The organism is Blautia sp. HCN-1074, assembly GCF_037890165.1.
Lineage (GTDB): Bacteria > Bacillota > Clostridia > Lachnospirales > Lachnospiraceae > Blautia_A.
The window spans coordinates 1-17898 of the sequence record NZ_JBBKBP010000038.1; the positions used below are offsets into that span (position 1 = coordinate 1).

18 protein-coding genes are annotated in these 17898 nt (G+C 42.0%); 3 read left to right on the plus strand and 15 right to left on the minus strand.

Going from position 1 to position 17898, the window contains the following annotated elements; all coding sequences use genetic code 11:
* Window positions 1-83: 83 nt before the first annotated feature.
* Complete coding sequence (locus WKT11_RS19000; protein WP_278278046.1) at window positions 84-293, minus strand: DUF1016 N-terminal domain-containing protein; 210 nt, start codon at window positions 291-293, stop codon at window positions 84-86.
* A 97-nt stretch (window positions 294-390) separates the two neighbouring features.
* Between WKT11_RS19000 and WKT11_RS19005 the strand changes: the two genes are divergently transcribed.
* The gene (locus WKT11_RS19005) at window positions 391-672 is read left to right on the plus strand and encodes a type II toxin-antitoxin system RelB/DinJ family antitoxin (protein WP_117677606.1); all 282 of its coding nucleotides are present in this window, start codon (window positions 391-393) and stop codon (window positions 670-672) included.
* Complete coding sequence (locus WKT11_RS19010; protein WP_117677607.1) at window positions 669-953, plus strand: type II toxin-antitoxin system YafQ family toxin; 285 nt, start codon at window positions 669-671, stop codon at window positions 951-953. Before WKT11_RS19005 ends, WKT11_RS19010 begins: the two co-directional genes overlap by 4 nt.
* Window positions 954-1070: 117 nt before the next feature.
* Here WKT11_RS19010 and WKT11_RS19015 read toward each other — a convergent pair whose 3' ends face one another.
* The 14 genes from WKT11_RS19015 to eno form a co-directional block, all read right to left on the minus strand.
* Complete coding sequence (locus WKT11_RS19015) at window positions 1071-1400, minus strand: hypothetical protein (protein WP_117677608.1); 330 nt, start codon at window positions 1398-1400, stop codon at window positions 1071-1073.
* Window positions 1397-1849, minus strand: a complete 453-nt coding sequence (locus WKT11_RS19020; protein WP_117677609.1) for a helix-turn-helix domain-containing protein — start codon at window positions 1847-1849, stop codon at window positions 1397-1399. The genes WKT11_RS19015 and WKT11_RS19020 overlap by 4 nt, the downstream gene beginning before the upstream one ends.
* A gap of 144 nt (window positions 1850-1993) precedes the next feature.
* A complete protein-coding gene (locus WKT11_RS19025; protein ID WP_147348311.1) occupies window positions 1994-3526 on the minus strand; it encodes a sensor domain-containing diguanylate cyclase in 1533 nt (510 codons plus the stop codon).
* Between the two features lie 314 nt (window positions 3527-3840).
* Window positions 3841-5136, minus strand: a complete 1296-nt coding sequence (rseP, locus tag WKT11_RS19030) for an RIP metalloprotease RseP (RefSeq protein ID WP_117846292.1) — start codon at window positions 5134-5136, stop codon at window positions 3841-3843.
* 1 nt (window position 5137) lies between these two features.
* On the minus strand, window positions 5138-6280 hold the full coding sequence (gene dxr / locus WKT11_RS19035; RefSeq protein ID WP_117846291.1) for a 1-deoxy-D-xylulose-5-phosphate reductoisomerase: 1143 nt from the start codon (window positions 6278-6280) through the stop codon (window positions 5138-5140).
* A gap of 47 nt (window positions 6281-6327) precedes the next feature.
* Window positions 6328-7122 (minus strand): phosphatidate cytidylyltransferase, encoded by a 795-nt coding sequence (locus WKT11_RS19040; RefSeq protein ID WP_117677614.1) that lies wholly within the window; start codon window positions 7120-7122, stop codon window positions 6328-6330.
* Window positions 7123-7125: 3 nt separating this feature from the next.
* Entirely contained in the window at window positions 7126-7863 is a 738-nt protein-coding gene (locus WKT11_RS19045) for an isoprenyl transferase (protein ID WP_117677615.1), read from the minus strand.
* Between the two features lie 146 nt (window positions 7864-8009).
* Entirely contained in the window at window positions 8010-8561 is a 552-nt protein-coding gene (gene frr / locus WKT11_RS19050; RefSeq protein WP_117677616.1) for a ribosome recycling factor, read from the minus strand.
* Between the two features lie 33 nt (window positions 8562-8594).
* Window positions 8595-9290, minus strand: coding sequence for a UMP kinase (pyrH, locus tag WKT11_RS19055; RefSeq protein WP_117846290.1), 696 nt, complete (start codon window positions 9288-9290; stop codon window positions 8595-8597).
* A gap of 113 nt (window positions 9291-9403) precedes the next feature.
* Entirely contained in the window at window positions 9404-10450 is a 1047-nt protein-coding gene (locus WKT11_RS19060) for a hypothetical protein (protein ID WP_117677618.1), read from the minus strand.
* Between the two features lie 349 nt (window positions 10451-10799).
* Window positions 10800-11270, minus strand: coding sequence for an SsrA-binding protein SmpB (gene smpB / locus WKT11_RS19065; protein ID WP_025580321.1), 471 nt, complete (start codon window positions 11268-11270; stop codon window positions 10800-10802).
* Window positions 11271-11410: 140 nt separating this feature from the next.
* Complete coding sequence (gene rnr, locus WKT11_RS19070; protein WP_117846289.1) at window positions 11411-13807, minus strand: ribonuclease R; 2397 nt, start codon at window positions 13805-13807, stop codon at window positions 11411-11413.
* 151 nt (window positions 13808-13958) lie between these two features.
* Window positions 13959-14195: a preprotein translocase subunit SecG gene (secG, locus tag WKT11_RS19075; RefSeq protein WP_117677620.1), complete on the minus strand. Its 237-nt coding sequence runs from the start codon at window positions 14193-14195 to the stop codon at window positions 13959-13961.
* A 75-nt stretch (window positions 14196-14270) separates the two neighbouring features.
* Window positions 14271-15608 carry a phosphopyruvate hydratase gene (gene eno, locus WKT11_RS19080; RefSeq protein WP_117677621.1) on the minus strand — a complete coding sequence of 446 codons (1338 nt, stop codon included), beginning with the start codon at window positions 15606-15608 and terminating at the stop codon, window positions 14271-14273.
* A 1110-nt stretch (window positions 15609-16718) separates the two neighbouring features.
* Here eno and WKT11_RS19085 point away from each other — a divergent pair.
* Window positions 16719-17564, plus strand: a complete 846-nt coding sequence (locus tag WKT11_RS19085) for a delta-lactam-biosynthetic de-N-acetylase (RefSeq protein ID WP_117677622.1) — start codon at window positions 16719-16721, stop codon at window positions 17562-17564.
* The last annotated feature ends 334 nt before the right edge of the window (window positions 17565-17898 follow it).

Sequence of the window (17898 nt, forward strand, 5' to 3'; positions counted from 1 at the left end):
TATTCTGTAAACATACGTTCTTTTTTTAACAAAAAAATTGCGCGTCTAACTCATCACTGAAGTAACGAGAATGCGACGCGCGGTCATTCAATCGTATGAGCCATTTCTGAAAAGATATCGCTTGATGAATAAAACAAGTACCATTTTTTCATATTCCAAAGATTTCTTGCTGAAAAACCTTTTTCATCAGGAAATTCATTTTGTAAATCGAGACTTAACTGCTCTACAATTCCTTTTCCCCATTTTTCTTCCGCTTTTCTTTCTACTAAATATAATAAATTTCTCTGTGGAATTTTTTACACGAATATTGTTTATTTTCGTGCATTATATTGATATTTTCGTGCATTATACATATAATAGTTATATCAAAACAAATAAGGAAGTGATACTATGGCAAAAACAACAACTAGCAATATCAGTATCCGTATGGACAGTGATCTCAAAGCAGCAGCAGAGGCTCTTTACGAGGAACTTGGCATGAATCTCAGCACAGCCTTCAATATTTTTGTACGTCAGTCTTTACGCGAAAGAGGAATCCCTTTCAAAATCACAGAAGGGACGCCAAACAAAGAAACCGTCTCGGCAATGCTTGAGGCAGAAAGAATTGCAAAGGATCCATCTATTAAAGGCTATCATAATGTTGATGATTTTTTTGCAGACCTTGAAAAATAACCAGATACGAAATCAGAAACACTACGCAGTTTAAGAAAGACTATAAGCTTGCCAAACGACGTGGTATGAATATCACCTTACTGAAAGACATCATTACAAAACTTGCAAATGGTGAACCTTTAGGTGCCAGACATAAAGACCATCCTTTATCTGGTGACTGGATCGGGCACAGAGAATGCCACATCCAGCCAGACTGGCTTCTTGTATACCGAATCGAAAATGATATTCTTGTTCTCACTTTATCACGCACTGGCACACATAGTGATTTATTTAATATGTAGTTTATAAAATTATGCGCACCAGACAACCAGTGCGCATAGTTTTTATTTCACATATTCAGCAATCTTTTTCTTATCACATTTTTTAAGCATTTCTGTAAATCTACATTTCTCTTTCGTTTAAATTCCATATTCCTTATATAACTGCTCACGTTTTTCAGGATCTGTCGATACAATCTGGATTTCTTCCGTTCTTTGATCCTGAATCAGCCGATTAATCAGAGTTCCTAAACGAGCTTCTCCTTCCGCCTTAAGCCTTTCTGATTCCAGTTCCAGAACTTTTCCTCCCATAACATCACCTATTCCTTTCCGGATATCCTCTTCTTTTTCGAAGATATGATCCGCTATCTTTACAATTAGTTTTGTCAGATTTGTATATAGTTCCGCTTTCCAAAAATACGCACCAGTCCAAAAGCCAATGCGCATTTTTTCTTCTTTATTTTTCTTCACTTCAACACAAAATCCCTCAACTCATCCCTCTTCCTCACATGCAGCTTATCAAAGATATCCGTCAGGTAATGTTTGACGGTGTTTAGGGAGATTCCGAGGTGGTCGGCGATTTCCTGGTTGCTCCAGTTGCGGCAGGCGAGCATGGCAATGGAGAATTCCATGGTTGTCAGGGCATCTGTGACGCTTCTGTCTGAGCCGGGGTTGTGGACTGCCATCCAGCCGCGGCAGAATGCGATGACTGCTTCTGACAGTTGCTTATAGAGCCCAGGGTTTTCTTTTCTCACAGTGGATTCCAGAATACCCTGAAGCAGTCCATGAAGTTCGATAAAAGGCTCCAGAAGTTCATCCTTCGCTGCCATATGCCATGCAGTGAGCAGGGCTTCCTGGGCTTCTTTCTGGTGTTTCAGACTGATCTCACACATGGCAACCATGCAGTACAGGTAAATCATGCTGATGGGATGTGTGCCATCTTTTTATCCTTGAAGCTCTCCACTTTTTCTAATGCATGTCCCGGCTCAAATGTTGAATTTATCAGCGGTAATACTGTATTTTCGTCCATTTTTCTTTCGTTTCTTCTATATCCTTTCCTGACATTATTTCTGTTCTTCTCTTGTCTCTTCCTGATAGACATTAAATCCGTCTCTTCCGCTCTGTTTGGTTTTGTACAGTGCGATGTCAGCATTCTTATACAGGTCAAGATATCCCGTTCCTTGTTCCGGGGCAAAAGAAATTCCGACACTGATGGTCACATTCTCTCCGTTCATTTCTGCGAAAGGAAGATTCTCCATTTTCCGAAGCAGACTCTCGATTCTTGCAACAGCGCCTTCCTTATTCTCTGTTTTCCGCATAAATACTACGAACTCATCTCCGCCGATACGGCCTATGATGTCGCCCTCGCGGAAATGTGCCTGAAGAATCTGTCCAAACTGCTGGAGGACTTTATCTCCTACGGCGTGTCCATATCTGTCATTGACATACTTGAAACAGTCCACATCCATGATCACAAAGGTTCCCGGTTCCTGTGGATGTTCCTGCAGCACATCATTGATTTTCTCTTCTGTGCTTCTCTTATTGTAGGCATTTGTCAGCGCATCCGTCTCTGCCGCACGAAGAAGCTGCATATTTCTGGCTTTTGTTTTATGAAAAATATACAGAATCAGCAGACATACCATGATGACAAATCCTACGGTAAATATCAGTTCATACCATCGAATGAAATCGTAGGACTTCTGCGCTTTTGAAACCGGAATTACATAACAGATCATCCAGTCATTCAGTCCCATACTGGTATAGGCCAGGTAACGGTCTGAACTGCGGTCATTTCCGTTTCGCATTATCATCAGACCATCTGTACCCGTTGTAAAATCCTTCTTTACCTTCCCAAGAGAGGACCCGCCAAGCATTGTCTGATTATCATAAAATCCGAAAAAATTATCTCCATATGTAATCTTGTGATAGGTAGAATCTCCGTCATAAGCAATGATCTCACCATAACCGTTAGTTATCAGTGTATATCCGACATCTTCAAAGAAATCATTAAAGAGCATACGGCTTAATGAAGTTACATTGTAGGAACCGCAAAGGATTCCGATTACCTCTTCATCTTTCCATACCGGTACGCCCAGAACCACTCTGGTTTCCTGATCTACACTGCTCTCCAGAGGATCACTCAGCGTTTCTTTTCCCCTGATTGCCTCTTTGAAATATCTTCTGGCAGATACATTTTTCGTCACCCCGTTATCATAGTGGGCAGTTCCATCCGGTTCTACCAGCGCCGTCCGCTCCAATGCCGTCTTTTCAGCAAGAGCATCTAGCATCTCCATATTTGCATCCGACAGCAGATCGTCAGACTTTCCTATCTCTTTTGCAATGCCATTCAGATATCCGTAATGAATGTCCAGAATAGATTTTACGTGTTCACTTTGTCTTGAAACATTTGTCACAATTGTTTTCTGTGACCTCTTCTCAATAGAGCTCTGTACGCCCAGCAAAAATATGACCAGACTTACACCTACTGCACATATAAAGATGAGAACTGCCTTTACATATGCTGTTGTTTCATTTTTCTTTTTCTTCCTTGTTGCCTTCTTTTTGCACCTCACATTTTTCCATTTTGTTACTTTCACACACACTATCCTGATCCTTATTCCAACTTAATATCTGGCAAAACTCCACAGAATAATTTTTTATCGGCGGAGCATTTGAATGAGGCGATGCGGCAGCATCGTCAACTGAATACAATACTATCCGGTAAAAAGCAGACGCCAGACAAACATCAGAATATCTCTAATATAGCAAAAGCAGCGCAAAAAATCTATATATTCAGGCCTGTTTCTTTCACAAATTAACGTAAAAAAATGACAGAGTTTCATTTTTTTGAAAATCTGTCATTTTTAAGTCCTGTACAGCAGTATTCTATACCAAATAACTGCCCCGCAGTTTAAATAAGCTTCACAATGTCATTATACATGACAAATACCATCAATGCCATCAGAAGCATCAGCCCGGCGAAGTGTATGGAACCTTCCACTTTTCTGTTGATCGGTTTTCTGCGTATTGCTTCGATAATAAGAAATACCAGACGTCCTCCGTCCAGTGCCGGAAGAGGCAGGAGGTTCATTACGCCGAGGTTTGCAGAGAGAAGGACTGCCATATTGAGCATATTCATCCACAGGATCATTGTTCCCTCGCTTTTGCTTTCCTCATAGGTCGTTCCAATCGCATCGACCACACCGACCGGACCGCTTAAGTCTTTCATCCCAAGTTTGCCTGTAACCAGTTCTTTCAGGCTGAGGATCGTTGTGCGGACCATGTATTTTACTTCTACTGCGCCGTATCTGATCACATCCAGACCTTTGGCTTTCTCGCAATATACGTTATACGTAAATCCTGATTCTGCCGTGCGGTACTCTTTTGGAGTAACCGTGATATCGTATGTCTTTCCATCTCGTTTATAAGTTAATTCTACCGGAGCTCCTGTCAGAGGATTCTCCTGTATATATTTCTGATAGTCTTCTGAATTGGAGATCTCTGTTCCATTGATCGAAGTGATCACATCTCCGGCCTGAACACCTGCTGCCTGTAATGGCATTCCGTCCATCACGGATTCCACTGTCATGACAGAAGCATCGTCACCATTGAAGTTGCAGCCCAGAAGATATCTCACATTTGTATCCGATTTATAGGAAATATCCATCTTCTTTCCGTCACGCTTAACAGTCAGATTGATGGTGTCTCCCTCTTTCAGTTCATTCAGATAGGAATACACATAGAGATCTTTTCCCAGGTCAATGTGATATCCCTGATAGCTGGTGATTATGTCGCCTTCCTTCAGTCCGGCTTTCTCAGCGGCAGATCCTTCCGTTACGGAAAGCACTCTGGACGGCTCATATCCCACAGCTCCTACAATGATCACAGACAGTACAAATGCCATGATAAAGTTAAAGACCGGTCCGGCAGCAACCACTGAGATCCTGCCCCACACCGATGCACTGTTAAAAGTTCCCGGCTCATTCTCTATATCCGTATCCTCTCCCAGCATGGCACAGGAACCGCCGATAGGAAGAAGTTTCAGCGAATATCTGGTACCGTTTTTCTCCGTACTCAGCAGTCTCGGTCCCATTCCAAGGGAGAACTCTGTAACTACGATCTTATTCAGCTTTGCAAAGAGAAAATGTCCCAGTTCATGGAAGAGAATGATTGCACTGAATATGAGGATTGCAATAATAATTTTCAATCTACCACCTGCTTTCGATCCATTGATAAGTTTCTTTCTCGATTTCCAGAATCTGATCCAGATCCGGATCGGCAACTGCCGTATGTCTGCTCATAGACTGCCCGATAATCTCATAAATATCCAGAAAACTTATCTTTTTCTGGAGGAATTTACGCACCGCCAGCTCGTTTGCCGCATTAAAGACGGTCGGCATACTGCCACCTGTCTGTGCCGCTTCGATAGCCATCGGGAGTCCCTTAAATGTCTCTCTGTCGGGTTCTTCAAAGGTAATCTGTTTCAGCATATGGAAGTCAAGTCTGTCGCCTTTTAAGAATCTCCGGTCCGGATAGCATAATGCATACTGGATCGGGAGTCTCATATCAGGTGTTCCAAGCTGTGCGATCACTGCACCGTCCTCAAATTCCACCATAGAGTGAATGATGCTCTGTGGCTGAACCACTACCTGAATATGATCCAGATCTACATCAAAAAGCCATCTCGCTTCCATAACCTCCAGACCTTTATTTACCAATGTAGCAGAATCGACTGTAATCTTCTGTCCCATTACCCAGTTTGGATGCTTCAGGGTATCTTCCAGAGTTACTTTCTCAAGGTCAGCTGTTTTCTTTCCACGGAAAGGACCGCCGGAGGCAGTGATCAGCAGTTTATGTATCTGCTCTCTCTTCTCTCCGTGAAGCGCCTGGAAAATTGCGCTGTGCTCGCTGTCTACCGGCAGAATCTGTACACCGAACTGTTTCGCCAGCGGCATGATCAGATGACCTGCTGTCACCAGTGTTTCTTTATTTGCCAGTGCAATGTCCTTGCCTGCAAGGATTGCTTCCATGGTAGGTCTGATTCCGATCATTCCCACGATAGCTGTGACCAGAATATCCGATTCCTGCATTCTCGCAAGTTCGATCAGACCGCCCATCTGGCTTACGATCTTTACATCCAGATCCTGTACTCTCACCGCCAGATCTCTGGCTGCTTCTTCTTTCCAGACCGCTACCAGTTTCGGGTGAAATTCACGAATCTGTTTCTCCAGCATTTCCACATTGCTTCCTGCCGCAAGGCCGACTACTTCCAGGTCTGCGTTTGCACGTACCACATCCAACGTCTGTGTTCCGATTGAGCCAGTGGAACCTAATATTGCTACTTTTTTCATATATACCTCTTTTTCTTACTGTCAGTTAACAATTATCCCAAATCCAATCATATCTCAATCATAACAATAGAAAGAAAATAGATTACCGGTGCGGTGAAGATCACGCTGTCAAATCTGTCGAGGATTCCGCCATGACCTGGGATTAGTTTTCCATAGTCCTTGATTCCCTGGTTTCTTTTGATTGCAGAAGCTGCCAGATCACCTACCATGGAGATGAGTGCTCCGACTGCACAGATCACTGCATATTCCAGCATCGGTCCCTGCGTTGCCGCTGCATAGATCACGCCCAGAAGTGCAGCTCCGACTACACCGCCGACTGCACCTTCCACTGATTTCTTCGGGCTTAAGATTGGTGCCATCTTATGCTTGCCAATCAGCATTCCCACGCAGTAAGCACAGGTATCACAGCCCCAGGAACACAGGAAAATCAGCCATACATGGAACTTTCCGCCCGGAAGGCATCTGGTAAGGTAAATAAATGACAGCATCACTGCTACATAAACAATTCCAAACAGCGCCGGCATCACCTGAGCTGCCTGATAAGCCGGATATGTGAATACATAGACAAACATGATCAGTACCAGCCCAAAAATAATTGCCAGAACACCATATCTTTCAAAGTCAAGCAGTACAGCCAGATAATAAAGTACTGCACCTGTATATCCTGCTGCCGTCAGCAGATTCAGCTTCTCATCCTGCACCTTCATTACCTTATATAACTCTCTCATTCCGATGAGAGAAACAGCAAGAAGTGTGAAAAACAGCACATAGCCGCCGCTTATGATGGTAGCAAGCGCAATGATCACGAGCAGGATTCCGCTTAAGAGTCTTGTCTTAAACATCCTTTATTCCTCCTTTACTCCCCCGTATCTTCTGTCTCTTTGATTATATTTCTCGATGGCTTTTACCAGTTCTGCTTTATTGAAATCCGGCCATGCCACATCTGTGAAATAGAATTCCGTATAAGCCATCTGCCATAACAGGAAATTAGAAAGACGTAATTCTCCGCTCGTACGGATCATCAGATCAGGGTCCGGGATTCCTGCGGTATCCAGATAATTGTCAAATACATGCTCGTCGATCTCCTCCGGCTTTACTTTACCGTCCACTGCATCCTGTGCCAGTTTGCGGATACCCCGGACGATCTCATCGCGGCTTCCGTAATTTAATGCGATCTGGAAATAAATCTCATCATATTTCTGGGAATACTCCTCCAGATGCACGATGCTGTCCTGGATATTCTGGTCAAATGCGGAGATTTCTCCGATCACGCGGACTCTCATCTTATTCTTGTCAGCCAGTTTGATACATTTCTTCAGATAGCTGCGAAACAGCTTCATCAGGCCATCCACTTCTTCTTTGGAACGCTTCCAGTTCTCTGTGGAAAACGCATATACTGTCACGTATTTGACTCCCAGTTCTTTCATGTAATCGCAGACTGTCTCCAGATTGGCACAGCCCTTCACATGGCCATAGCTTCTCGGCATTCCCTTGGCTTTCGCCCAGCGTCCGTTGCCATCCAGAATAATAGCGATATGATTTGGTACATTCATACTTTTTGTTTCCTTTTCCTGTTCTGTTATATTTTATGATACCAGAGTCACACATTCTGCACTGACTTTAAGAAAGTGAGACTGCAAAAACAGCCTGGCTGCGGGACAATCTCTGATATCAAGTTGACAAAAACAACAAGAGAGCCCGCATCATGGAGCTCTCTTTTTCGTTTCCCTTATACGGTCATGATCTCTTTGCTCTTTGCATCCACTGCCGCATCAACTTCTTTAATATATTTGTCTGTGCTCTTCTGGATCTTATCCTCAAGCTCTTTGATCTCATCCTCGGACACATCCTGTTTTGCAAGTTTCTTATATGCATCGTTTGCATCACGACGGATGTTACGGACTGCAACTTTGGCACCTTCACCTTTTTTCTTAACATCTTTTACAAGCTCTTTACGACGTTCCTCAGTAAGTTCCGGGAATACAAGGCGGATTACTTTACCGTCGTTGCTTGGATTTAATCCAAGGTCAGAAGTAAGGATTGCTTTCTCGATTCCTTTGATCAGGCTGGATTCCCATGGCTGGATCTGAATCATACGGGCTTCCGGAACAGTGATGTTTGCCACCTGCTGTAATGGTGTCGGAGCTCCGTAATAATCTACTGTAAGTTTGTCAAGGATATGCGGATTTGCACGTCCTGCACGGATCGTAGCAAGTTCACCCTCAAGGCTTACCAGTGTTTTTTTCATTTTCTCTTCATATTTCTGAATTCTTTCATCCATTAGGTTAGTCTCCCTCTTTTATAGATTTTATTATTATACAGTAACTTTTGTTCCGACGAATTTGCCATGAACGGCATTGATAATGCTGTCTTTCTCATCCAGTGCAAATACCAGCATCGGCATCTTCTGTTCCATACACATGATAGATGCAGTCAGGTCCATTGCTGCCAGTTTCTTCGCAACTACTTCTTCGATGGAAATCTCATCATATTTCGCTGCATTCGGGTTTGTCTTCGGATCGCTGTCATAGATTCCGTCAACAGCTTTCGCAAGAAGAATCGCTTCTGCCTCGATCTCTACTGCACGAAGTACGGTTGCTGTGTCTGTGGAGAAGTACGGATGTCCTGTACCGCCTGCAAAAAATACGATCTTGCCCTGTGCGAAGCTCTCTTCCACTGCGTCTTTGGAATAAAGGCTTGTGAATGCGCCGCATACGAACGGTGTGAAAATCTCCGTCTTTAATCCGAGATATCTGCAGATATCAGATACGTAGATACAGTTCATAACTGTTGCAAGCATACCGATCTGGTCAGCTTTATTTCTGTCGATCGTCTCGCTGGTACGTCCTCTCCAGAAATTACCTCCGCCGATTACGATACCAATCTGCAGACCTTCCGCAGCGATCGTCTTGATCTGTTTCGCAACTTCGATAACAGTTGCCTCATCAAATCCGGTCTTCTTCTCACCGGCAAGGGCTTCACCGCTTAATTTTAATAATACACGCTTCATAATTAACTGTCTCCTGAAATTAATTTTATCGCAGATAACAGAATTTGCGATATGCTGCCTGTTTAACAAGCCAGATATCATGTTCCATCTTCTGCTATATTCGTATCTTTATTTTACCATATTCCGGCAACAATTTCATTACCATTTTCATCAACAGTAGTAGAAACTGTAAAATTGCTGTAATAGTGGAATCCGGTCTTGCCAGTCTCCGGGTCATCCTCATAGCTGCTGCCCTGTGGTGATCCACATGCACCCTCCAGCGCATCCAGTGGCTGTCCGATGTACTGCTCCGCTTTAGAAATCATATCTCCGCTGTTTCCCGGATCATCATCGCCACCGCCGTTTCCGTTATCTCCCGGATCATCGTCTGAACCACCATTTCCGTTATCTCCGGAATTATCTGTACCGCCGCCGTTTCCGTTATCTCCATTATTATTCTGGTCATCGCTGTTGTTATTGTTATCTGTTGAATCAGAATTATCTGTTGAATCTGTAGTATTGCTGCTATCTGTAGAATCAGAATCACTGTCATCTGTCATTCCCAGACGTTTCTTTACATCAGCAAGGGTAGATATCTCTTTCTTAGTTGTACCTGTCAGATATTTCGCATACGGAATCGAGTCATCACCTGTTCCATCCATGCATAATGTAATCTGTGAAATAGTTTTCAGCGGAATGTCGCGGAAGAAGCATTCATTCTTCTCTTCATCTGTATAGGTGATGCGGATATCATAAGATGCTGTGCTCTTGTTTGCAGTTGTCTGTGTATCTGATGGCATATAATACAGGGCTTTATCCTTATCCTTCAGTGTAAACATATCATTGATAAGGTCTTCTCCCCATCCATCATCTTCTTCATCCTCATCGGAGCTGTCTTCGTCGCTTACATGTGTACGGATATAAAGTGCCTGAATGTCATCACCTGTATTATTTACAAATACCACCTTGGATGCTGTTGCAGTTTTCTCTCCCATCACATTCTTTATATCATCATCTGATGTCTGCTGCATATCTACCATGTCAACTGCCTTGGTAACCTCAGGAGTTGGCGTAGCAGTTGCCTGTACAGGCTCTGTCTCTGTCGTCTGTTTCTTACCACATCCGGCAGCGGCTACTGTCATTACCAACAGACCTGCCAGTATTAAATAACGTTTCTTCATATATATTCCCTCCTATATCCGGAATATCTTTTTTCTTTTAACATTTTCATTTTTTCAATTTCCTATTATTGCAGAGTATCGAAAACTTGTCAACCAAACGCATTCGGATTTCATACATTTTTTAGACTTTCGGATTTCGTATTTTCTCTTTTTCATCTATTATGCCATAAAAAGAATCATTTCTTGTAATTAGCACATCTTTTTATAATCTGTTATTTATGCCAAATATAAAATCAGCAGGAAATGCCATTATATTATTCTGGCGTTTCCTGCTATCTTTTGGTATATCGTTTCGTAAATAAATATATCAATTGCACTAAAACGATGTGCGGGATTATATATTTACTTGTCAGTACAGATTCTTGACTTTAAAGTCTCGCTCTGCTTCTCTTCTCTGGTCTTTCTTCGCAATGTCCTGTCTCTTGTCGTAGAGCTTCTTACCTCGTGCCATACCGATTTCTACTTTTACCAGGCTGTCTTTGAAGTAAACTTTCAGCGGTACAAGAGTCAGACCTTTTTCTTTCAGTTTTGCTTCTATCTTATTGATTTCATATCTGTGAAGCAGGAGCTTACGGATTCTCAGCGGATCCTTATTAAAAATATTGCCTTTTTCATAAGGACTGATGTGCATTCCGTAAATGTAAACTTCTCCGTTCTCCACGCGGATAAAAGACTCTTTGATACTGCATTTGCCCATACGCAGAGATTTTACCTCTGTTCCTGCAAGGGCAATACCTGCTTCATAAGTATCTTCTATAAAATAATCATGAAATGCCTTTTTATTATTGGCAATCAGCTTCATTCCTTTTTTCTTTGCCATAATATCCTCCAAGCCATTTTTATTCAGTTATAACATATTTATATAAAAACTTCCAGACAGGAACTTTACTGTGATTTCATTTTGTCTGGCTCGCGCTGCATTTTTTACATTGAGTAGTATATAAATATCAAATAGCCTCTTTATTCCTCAATTTCATCATCTGTATCCCATATGTCAGAAACCAGCTCAAAATCCACTGTTTTCAGCATTTTGTCTGCATCTGCCACGCGAACACATACTTTATCTCCAAGCTTGTAAACCTTCTTTGTCATTTCGCCACGAAGTTCATAAGTTTCCTGATCAAACACATAATAATCATCACGCAGTGTATTGACATGTACCAGACCCTCTACCGTATTCGGAAGCTCCACGTAAAGTCCCCATCCTGTAACGCCGGAGATGATTCCTTCGAATTCTTCCCCAAGATGATAAGACATATACTCTGCTTTCTTCAGCTTGTCTGATTCACGCTCTGCCTCATCTGCACGTCTTTCACATACACTGGACTGTCTTGCAACCTCATCCAGAATCTCTTTGTAATGTTCGGTTCTGCCTTCACGCATCAGGCGGCCTCTTAAGTTATCTTTGATGATTCTGTGGATCTGTAAATCCGGATAACGTCTGATTGGTGATGTAAAGTGACAATAATATTTCGCTGCCAGTCCGAAATGTCCGCTGCATTCTGTTGTATATTTCGCCTGTTTCATAGAGCGAAGCACCAGGCGGCTAATCATTGCTTCATTTGGAAGTCCCTCGATACTCTCAACGATCTGCTGGATTTCCTTTGGTGTGATCTCTTCCTTTGCTTTCTGAATCTTCACTCCCTGATTATGAAGAAGTGTCAGAAGACTCTCTACTTTCTCCGGATCCGGATTATCATGAGTTCTGTATACAAATGGAATCTCCTCTGTGCAGTATTCCTGTGCCACTGTCTCATTTGCCATCAGCATGAAATCCTCAATAATCTTCGTTGCCACATTTGCCTCGTATGGTTTTACATCAATGGCTTTTCCTGCAGCATTGAGAATGATCTTGCTTTCCGGAAAATCAAAATCAATGGAGCCTCTGTGGTGTCGGCTGCTTCGGATGATCTCAGACAATTCTTTCATCATAAAGAACATCGGAATCAGTGCTTCATATCTCTTCTTCGCATCCTCGTCCGCATCTTCAAGAATGTTCTTTACATCTGTATAGCACATTCTCTCATCTACGTTAATCACTGTCTCCGCAATCTGATGAGAAACTACCTTACCTTTTTCATTAATGTCCATCAAACAGCTTAATGCCAGTCTGTCCTGTCCCTGGTTCAGGGAACAGATTCCATTGGAAAGGCGTTCCGGCAGCATTGGCACAACGCGGTCTGCCAGATAAACACTGGTTCCCCGTTTCAGTGCTTCTCTGTCCAATGCACTGTTGTACTGAACATAGTTACTTACGTCTGCAATATGAACACCAAGATGATAAATACCTCCCTCTTTTGACAGAGAGATGGCATCATCCAGATCCTTGGCATCTTCACCGTCAATAGTAACAGTCTGCAGATGTCTCAGGTCCAGTCTTCCATCTCTGTCAGCATCCAGTACGTGATCCGGAACTCTCTGTGCCTGCTTCTGTACTTTCTCCGGAAATTCACTTGGAATTCCGAAGCTCTTGACGATTGCCAGAATATCTGTACCCGGTGTACGGATATTTCCCAGATTTTCTTTGATCTTGCCTTCCGGGTTCTTATTTTTTGAACCATAATCTGTGATCGTTGCGATTACTTTATCCCCATTTTTAACTCCCGCAGCTTCTTTTCGCGGAATAAAAATGTCTTTGGAAAATTTCGGATTGTCACTGATCACAAACCCAAAGTCGCGGTTCAGCTGATAAGTTCCCACAATCTCCGGCATGCCTCGTTCCAGCACTTTCACAACAACACCTTCCTGACGTTTGCCTTCTTTCTGTCCGTCAAGGATGATGATCCTTACCTTATCCTGATGCATAGCGGTTCCTGTGTAGGCTTCCGGGATAAAAATATCTTCGTCCTGTCCCTCAATCTCTACAAAGCCAAAGCCTTTCGGATGTCCGATAAAAGTTCCTTCTGCCGGAGTTCCTTCCAGATCTTCTTCACGATATCCTTCTCTTTCATCCCGAAAATCCCGTCCCCGATTCTTCCGGCGATCCTTCTCCCGATTCCACTCTTTATCCCTGTCTTTTTTCTTATCTTTACTGTCTTTATCGTTTTTATCTTTATTCTTCTTATCTTTCTTCTTTTTTCCGAAATCTGCTTCATACTCATCTTTTCGGTCATCATAGTGGCGGTCATCTTTTTTCTTCTTCCACTTTCCTTTGACCTTCTCGTATCTGCCTTTGTGGTCTACAGACACCTTACCTTCGTCACAAAGCTCATCCAGAACATCGTACAGATCTTTTTTCTCCTCTTTTGAAAGTCTCAGAAGAGAAGAAATCTCACGAAATCTCATTGGCTGATAAATGGGATCTCCCATCAGTTCAAGGACAAACTTCTTTCTGCGTTCTATATCTTTTCTACTCATCTTTCTCCTTTTATTTCATTATAAACAAATATTACCAGTGTACTGACCAATACTCAATTAACAACCCAGGAAGTATAACACACTCATGCAATTCAAATGACACAAAAAACACCCTTGTACGTGACAAGAGTGTTTCCAGTTTCTTACTCAATTAACCAAGCATATTTAATGCTACAGATATTACGAAAAATAAAATTCCCATAATAGTGGTTGCCCTTACAAGTCCGCCCTCCATGGAACGTCCCTTGTTCTTACCCCAGTAAGTCTCTGCTGCTCCGGCAATAGCACCAAGTCCCTGCTGCTTGCCTTCCTGCATAAGAACTACTACTGTAAGAGCGATGCAATCTATTATGAAAATGATACTCAGAATGATCTTAACAATATGCATTTCGTTACACCTCCTAATCAACTGAGTTTCATTGTAACATAGCCGCAGAGGGATTTCAACCACATTTCCGAGTTTTTAACAGCTTTTTTCGCTCTTTTTAAAGGGATTTTCGTACACTGCAAGTTCTCCCAGCGTCTCATGGATCCGCAGGAGCTGGTTGTATTTTGCGTTTCTGTCCGAACGGCAGGGAGCTCCTGTCTTGATTTGTCCGGCTCCTGTGGCAACTGCCAGATCTGCAATAAAAGCATCTTCTGATTCTCCGGAACGGTGCGAAATTACTGCTTTGTATCCTGCTTTTTGAGCCATTTCCACTGCATCCAAAGCTTCTGAAAGAGTTCCTATCTGGTTTACTTTTACCAGAATCGCATTGGCAGCTTCTAATTTGATTCCACAGGAAAGACGCTTAATATTAGTCACAAACAGATCGTCTCCGACAAGCTGGATTCTATTTCCCAACCTTTCTGTCATCTGTTTCCATCCTTCCCAGTCATCTTCCTCCAGACCATCTTCAATAGAAACGATTGGAAATTTCTCGATCAGTTTCTCATAATATTCTATCATCTCCCCGGAATCTCTGAGAACTTCTTCTCCTTTCATCTGTCCTTCACCCGGAAAAACATATATGCCTCTTTCTTCATCATACAATTCACTGGCCGCCGCATCAATCGCAATGCAGATGTCTTTTTCCGGTTCATAGCCTGCTTTTTTTACCGCTTCTATGATCAGTTCCAGTACGCTTTCTGAATCCGGAAGGTCCGGTGCGAAACCGCCCTCGTCTCCAACTGCCGTCGACAGGTTCTTCTGTTTCAGAATGATTTTGAGAAACTGATATACTTCTGCGCACATACGAATGGCTTCTTCCATATCTTTCGCACCGACCGGCATGATCATAAATTCCTGCAGATCTACGGTGTTATCCGCATGACGTCCCCCGTTTAAGATATTCATCATCGGTACCGGCATCTGCCTGGTGTGGCATCCTCCCAGATATTGATACAGTGGAATACGAAGCGCCGCTGCTGCTGCCCTTGCCACTGCCATAGAGACTCCAAGTGCTGCATTCGCCCCGACGTTGCTTTTATTATCTGTACCGTCTGTCTCTATGATTTTCTTATCAATATAAGCCTGATTCAGGGCATTTTCCCCAAGAATGGCTTCTGCCAGTTTTATATTTACATTCTCTACTGCCTTACGAACGCTAAGTCCCGTATAGTATCCTTTCTCCCCGTCACGAAGTTCTACTGCCTCAAACTTCCCGGTAGATGCTCCGGAAGGGACGATTGCCCTTCCTGTATATCCATTGATTCCAATCACACCTTCTCCTACTGTAACTTCGACTTCTACCGTAGGATTTCCTCTCGAATCCAGTACTTGTCTTGCGTGAACCCTTCTTACAGGCAGATAACGTAACATATTAGAACCTCCTGCTTCTGATATTTAACCGGATCAGGTAAATCCACTGCCCTGACTGCAAATAGAAATAATCAGCAAATATGGACTTGCCTGTATCCGTTTGACTTGCTTCATAAACATATTTTTACCCAATGTTATTCTTAGTATGCGCTGTTTAAACATATTCAATCGGATATTCGCAATTGAATCAGGGGACTTACTTGATTCTGTTAAAAAACACTGGTTATTTTTTGAGTTCATTATTATTTTCAGAATATTTCATCAGTATAAATCATTTTAATTATATCTTTTAAATATTTTTATAAATTTTCTATTTTTATGCTTGACATTTCAATTTTTATCTGTTATATTAAGTTCATAAAACAAAAGGGATTACGAAAATAAAAAAAGAAAAGGAGTGAGACCACCGAAAACATAACTTCTTCTTTATAATTTAAGAAAGTGAGGTACAGACCACCAGAATAGCTAAGTTTCAAATTCATGATTCATAATTTATGAAAGGCAGGTACGGACCACCAAGAACTTAAAGTTTTAAATCCAATTAAGTTTTATAAGTTCCTATCAAACACAAGGAAGGTACAGTCCAATGAAAACCTAACGATTTACCTTATTTTAACTCATTAACTATTCCATATGAAGAAGGTACAGTCCAATGGAAATTTAATTTTTTAAATAACAACCAATCAATACAGGGAAGGTACAGTCCGATGAAACGTTAACGATTTACCCTATTTAAAATGTAACAGTTAACAGCATACAGAAGGTATAGTCCAATGAAAACTTAACGATTTACCCTATTTACATCTGATATAGCGAATCAGACATACTAACAAGGAAGGTACAGACCAATGGGACAGTAAGTTTTAACATTTAATATTTCAGTTTTACATATAATTTCATAGAAAGCGAGGTATCATCCCTTGGATACAGAATCTTAACAGGAGCCACGATAAGCAATAGATCGATGGCTCTTTTCTTTTGCATAATTTTCTTAAAATATCTACATTCAAATTATTCACCTGTTCTCATTGCTTACTGCCTTTCGCTTCTATCTTTCTTTTTTATCTCATATATTAAAGCAATACCACACATTTTGAGGTTCTCATCTCTATGCGTCGCAAATACATATCACAAGTCAAATTTTTCTCAGCCAGATCTATAAGGATTTTTCTTTTATTCTTTATGTCTGCACTCATTGGATCGGCTGCCGGAAAGATCGTCTCTCACCATATCGCAAAACAATCCGCTCTCCCATCTTCCTCCCAAAGTTCCAACTGGGGGCTTAGCTTTCAGGAAGAAGGAAAACGTCCTGTGGGAAATGCCACGATTGAAGAGCTATCCCGGTATAATGCCTTTTATGCCGAAAACACTGAGGAGAAGAAAATCTATCTTACTTTTGATGCCGGCTATGAAAACGGAAATACCCCTGCCATCCTGGATGCATTAAAAAAACATGAAGCCCCGGCTACATTTTTCGTTGTGGGAAATTTTATTTCTGAAAATCAGGAGCTGATAAAAAGGATGGAAGCCGAAGGACATATTGTTGGAAACCATACGATGACACATCCTGATATGTCAAAGATTTCCACGCAGGAATCTTTTCAAAAAGAACTGTCTGGTGTAGAAGATATTTATAAAGAAATTACCGGTAAGGAAATGACCAAATTCTACCGGCCGCCGCAGGGAATTTACAGTACCCTGAATCTGTCTATGGCCAAAGAGATGGGATATCATACCTTCTTCTGGAGTCTTGCTTATGTGGACTGGTATCAGGATAATCAGCCAGATCCGCAGGAGGCTATCGAAAAGCTGACCAGACGAATTCATCCCGGTGCTATTGTTCTGCTGCATAGCACATCTTCTACTAACGCGCAGATTCTGGATGAACTCTTGAACAAGTGGGAAGATATGGGATATTCGTTCCATTCCTTAAATGAGCTGATTGAACATTCCTGATCCCGTTCCCCGCATGCAAGATTTTCATAATTGAAGCAAAAGTTAACTCTACCCCAAAAGGAGAGGCACTCAGCAGGATCTTTATCCTTCAGAGTACCTCTCCTTTTGTTTATAAATCAATACTTATGAGAATATCAATTTATGTTACGTTATGTGATTTTGTAACCGTCCTGCATTTTTACAGTTACGGTTCGTTTTTACAAATAATTATTCAGCGTCTTCTACTGCTTCAGTTTCTTCTGGCTCTTCTGTTGTTTCTTCGCTGTCTACAACTCCACCTTCAACTACCAGATCTTCCGGATCAATGTTGTCACCATAAACAGGTTTCAGAGTT

Excerpts from the sequence above, each read along its gene's own strand:
- WKT11_RS19005 (WP_117677606.1), top strand. The coding sequence starts at position 391 with ATGGCAAAAACAACAACTAGCAATATCAGTATCCGTATGGACAGTGAT.
- WKT11_RS19020 (WP_117677609.1), bottom strand. The coding sequence starts at position 1,849 with ATGATTTACCTGTACTGCATGGTTGCCATGTGTGAGATCAGTCTGAAA.
- dxr (WP_117846291.1), bottom strand. The coding sequence starts at position 6,280 with ATGAAAAAAGTAGCAATATTAGGTTCCACTGGCTCAATCGGAACACAG.
- WKT11_RS19040 (WP_117677614.1), bottom strand. The coding sequence starts at position 7,122 with ATGTTTAAGACAAGACTCTTAAGCGGAATCCTGCTCGTGATCATTGCG.
- frr (WP_117677616.1), bottom strand. The coding sequence starts at position 8,561 with ATGGATGAAAGAATTCAGAAATATGAAGAGAAAATGAAAAAAACACTG.
- pyrH (WP_117846290.1), bottom strand. The coding sequence starts at position 9,290 with ATGAAGCGTGTATTATTAAAATTAAGCGGTGAAGCCCTTGCCGGTGAG.
- WKT11_RS19060 (WP_117677618.1), bottom strand. The coding sequence starts at position 10,450 with ATGAAGAAACGTTATTTAATACTGGCAGGTCTGTTGGTAATGACAGTA.
- smpB (WP_025580321.1), bottom strand. The coding sequence starts at position 11,270 with ATGGCAAAGAAAAAAGGAATGAAGCTGATTGCCAATAATAAAAAGGCA.
- rnr (WP_117846289.1), bottom strand. The coding sequence starts at position 13,807 with ATGAGTAGAAAAGATATAGAACGCAGAAAGAAGTTTGTCCTTGAACTG.
- secG (WP_117677620.1), bottom strand. The coding sequence starts at position 14,195 with ATGCATATTGTTAAGATCATTCTGAGTATCATTTTCATAATAGATTGC.
- eno (WP_117677621.1), bottom strand. The coding sequence starts at position 15,608 with ATGTTACGTTATCTGCCTGTAAGAAGGGTTCACGCAAGACAAGTACTG.
- WKT11_RS19085 (WP_117677622.1), top strand. The coding sequence starts at position 16,719 with ATGCGTCGCAAATACATATCACAAGTCAAATTTTTCTCAGCCAGATCT.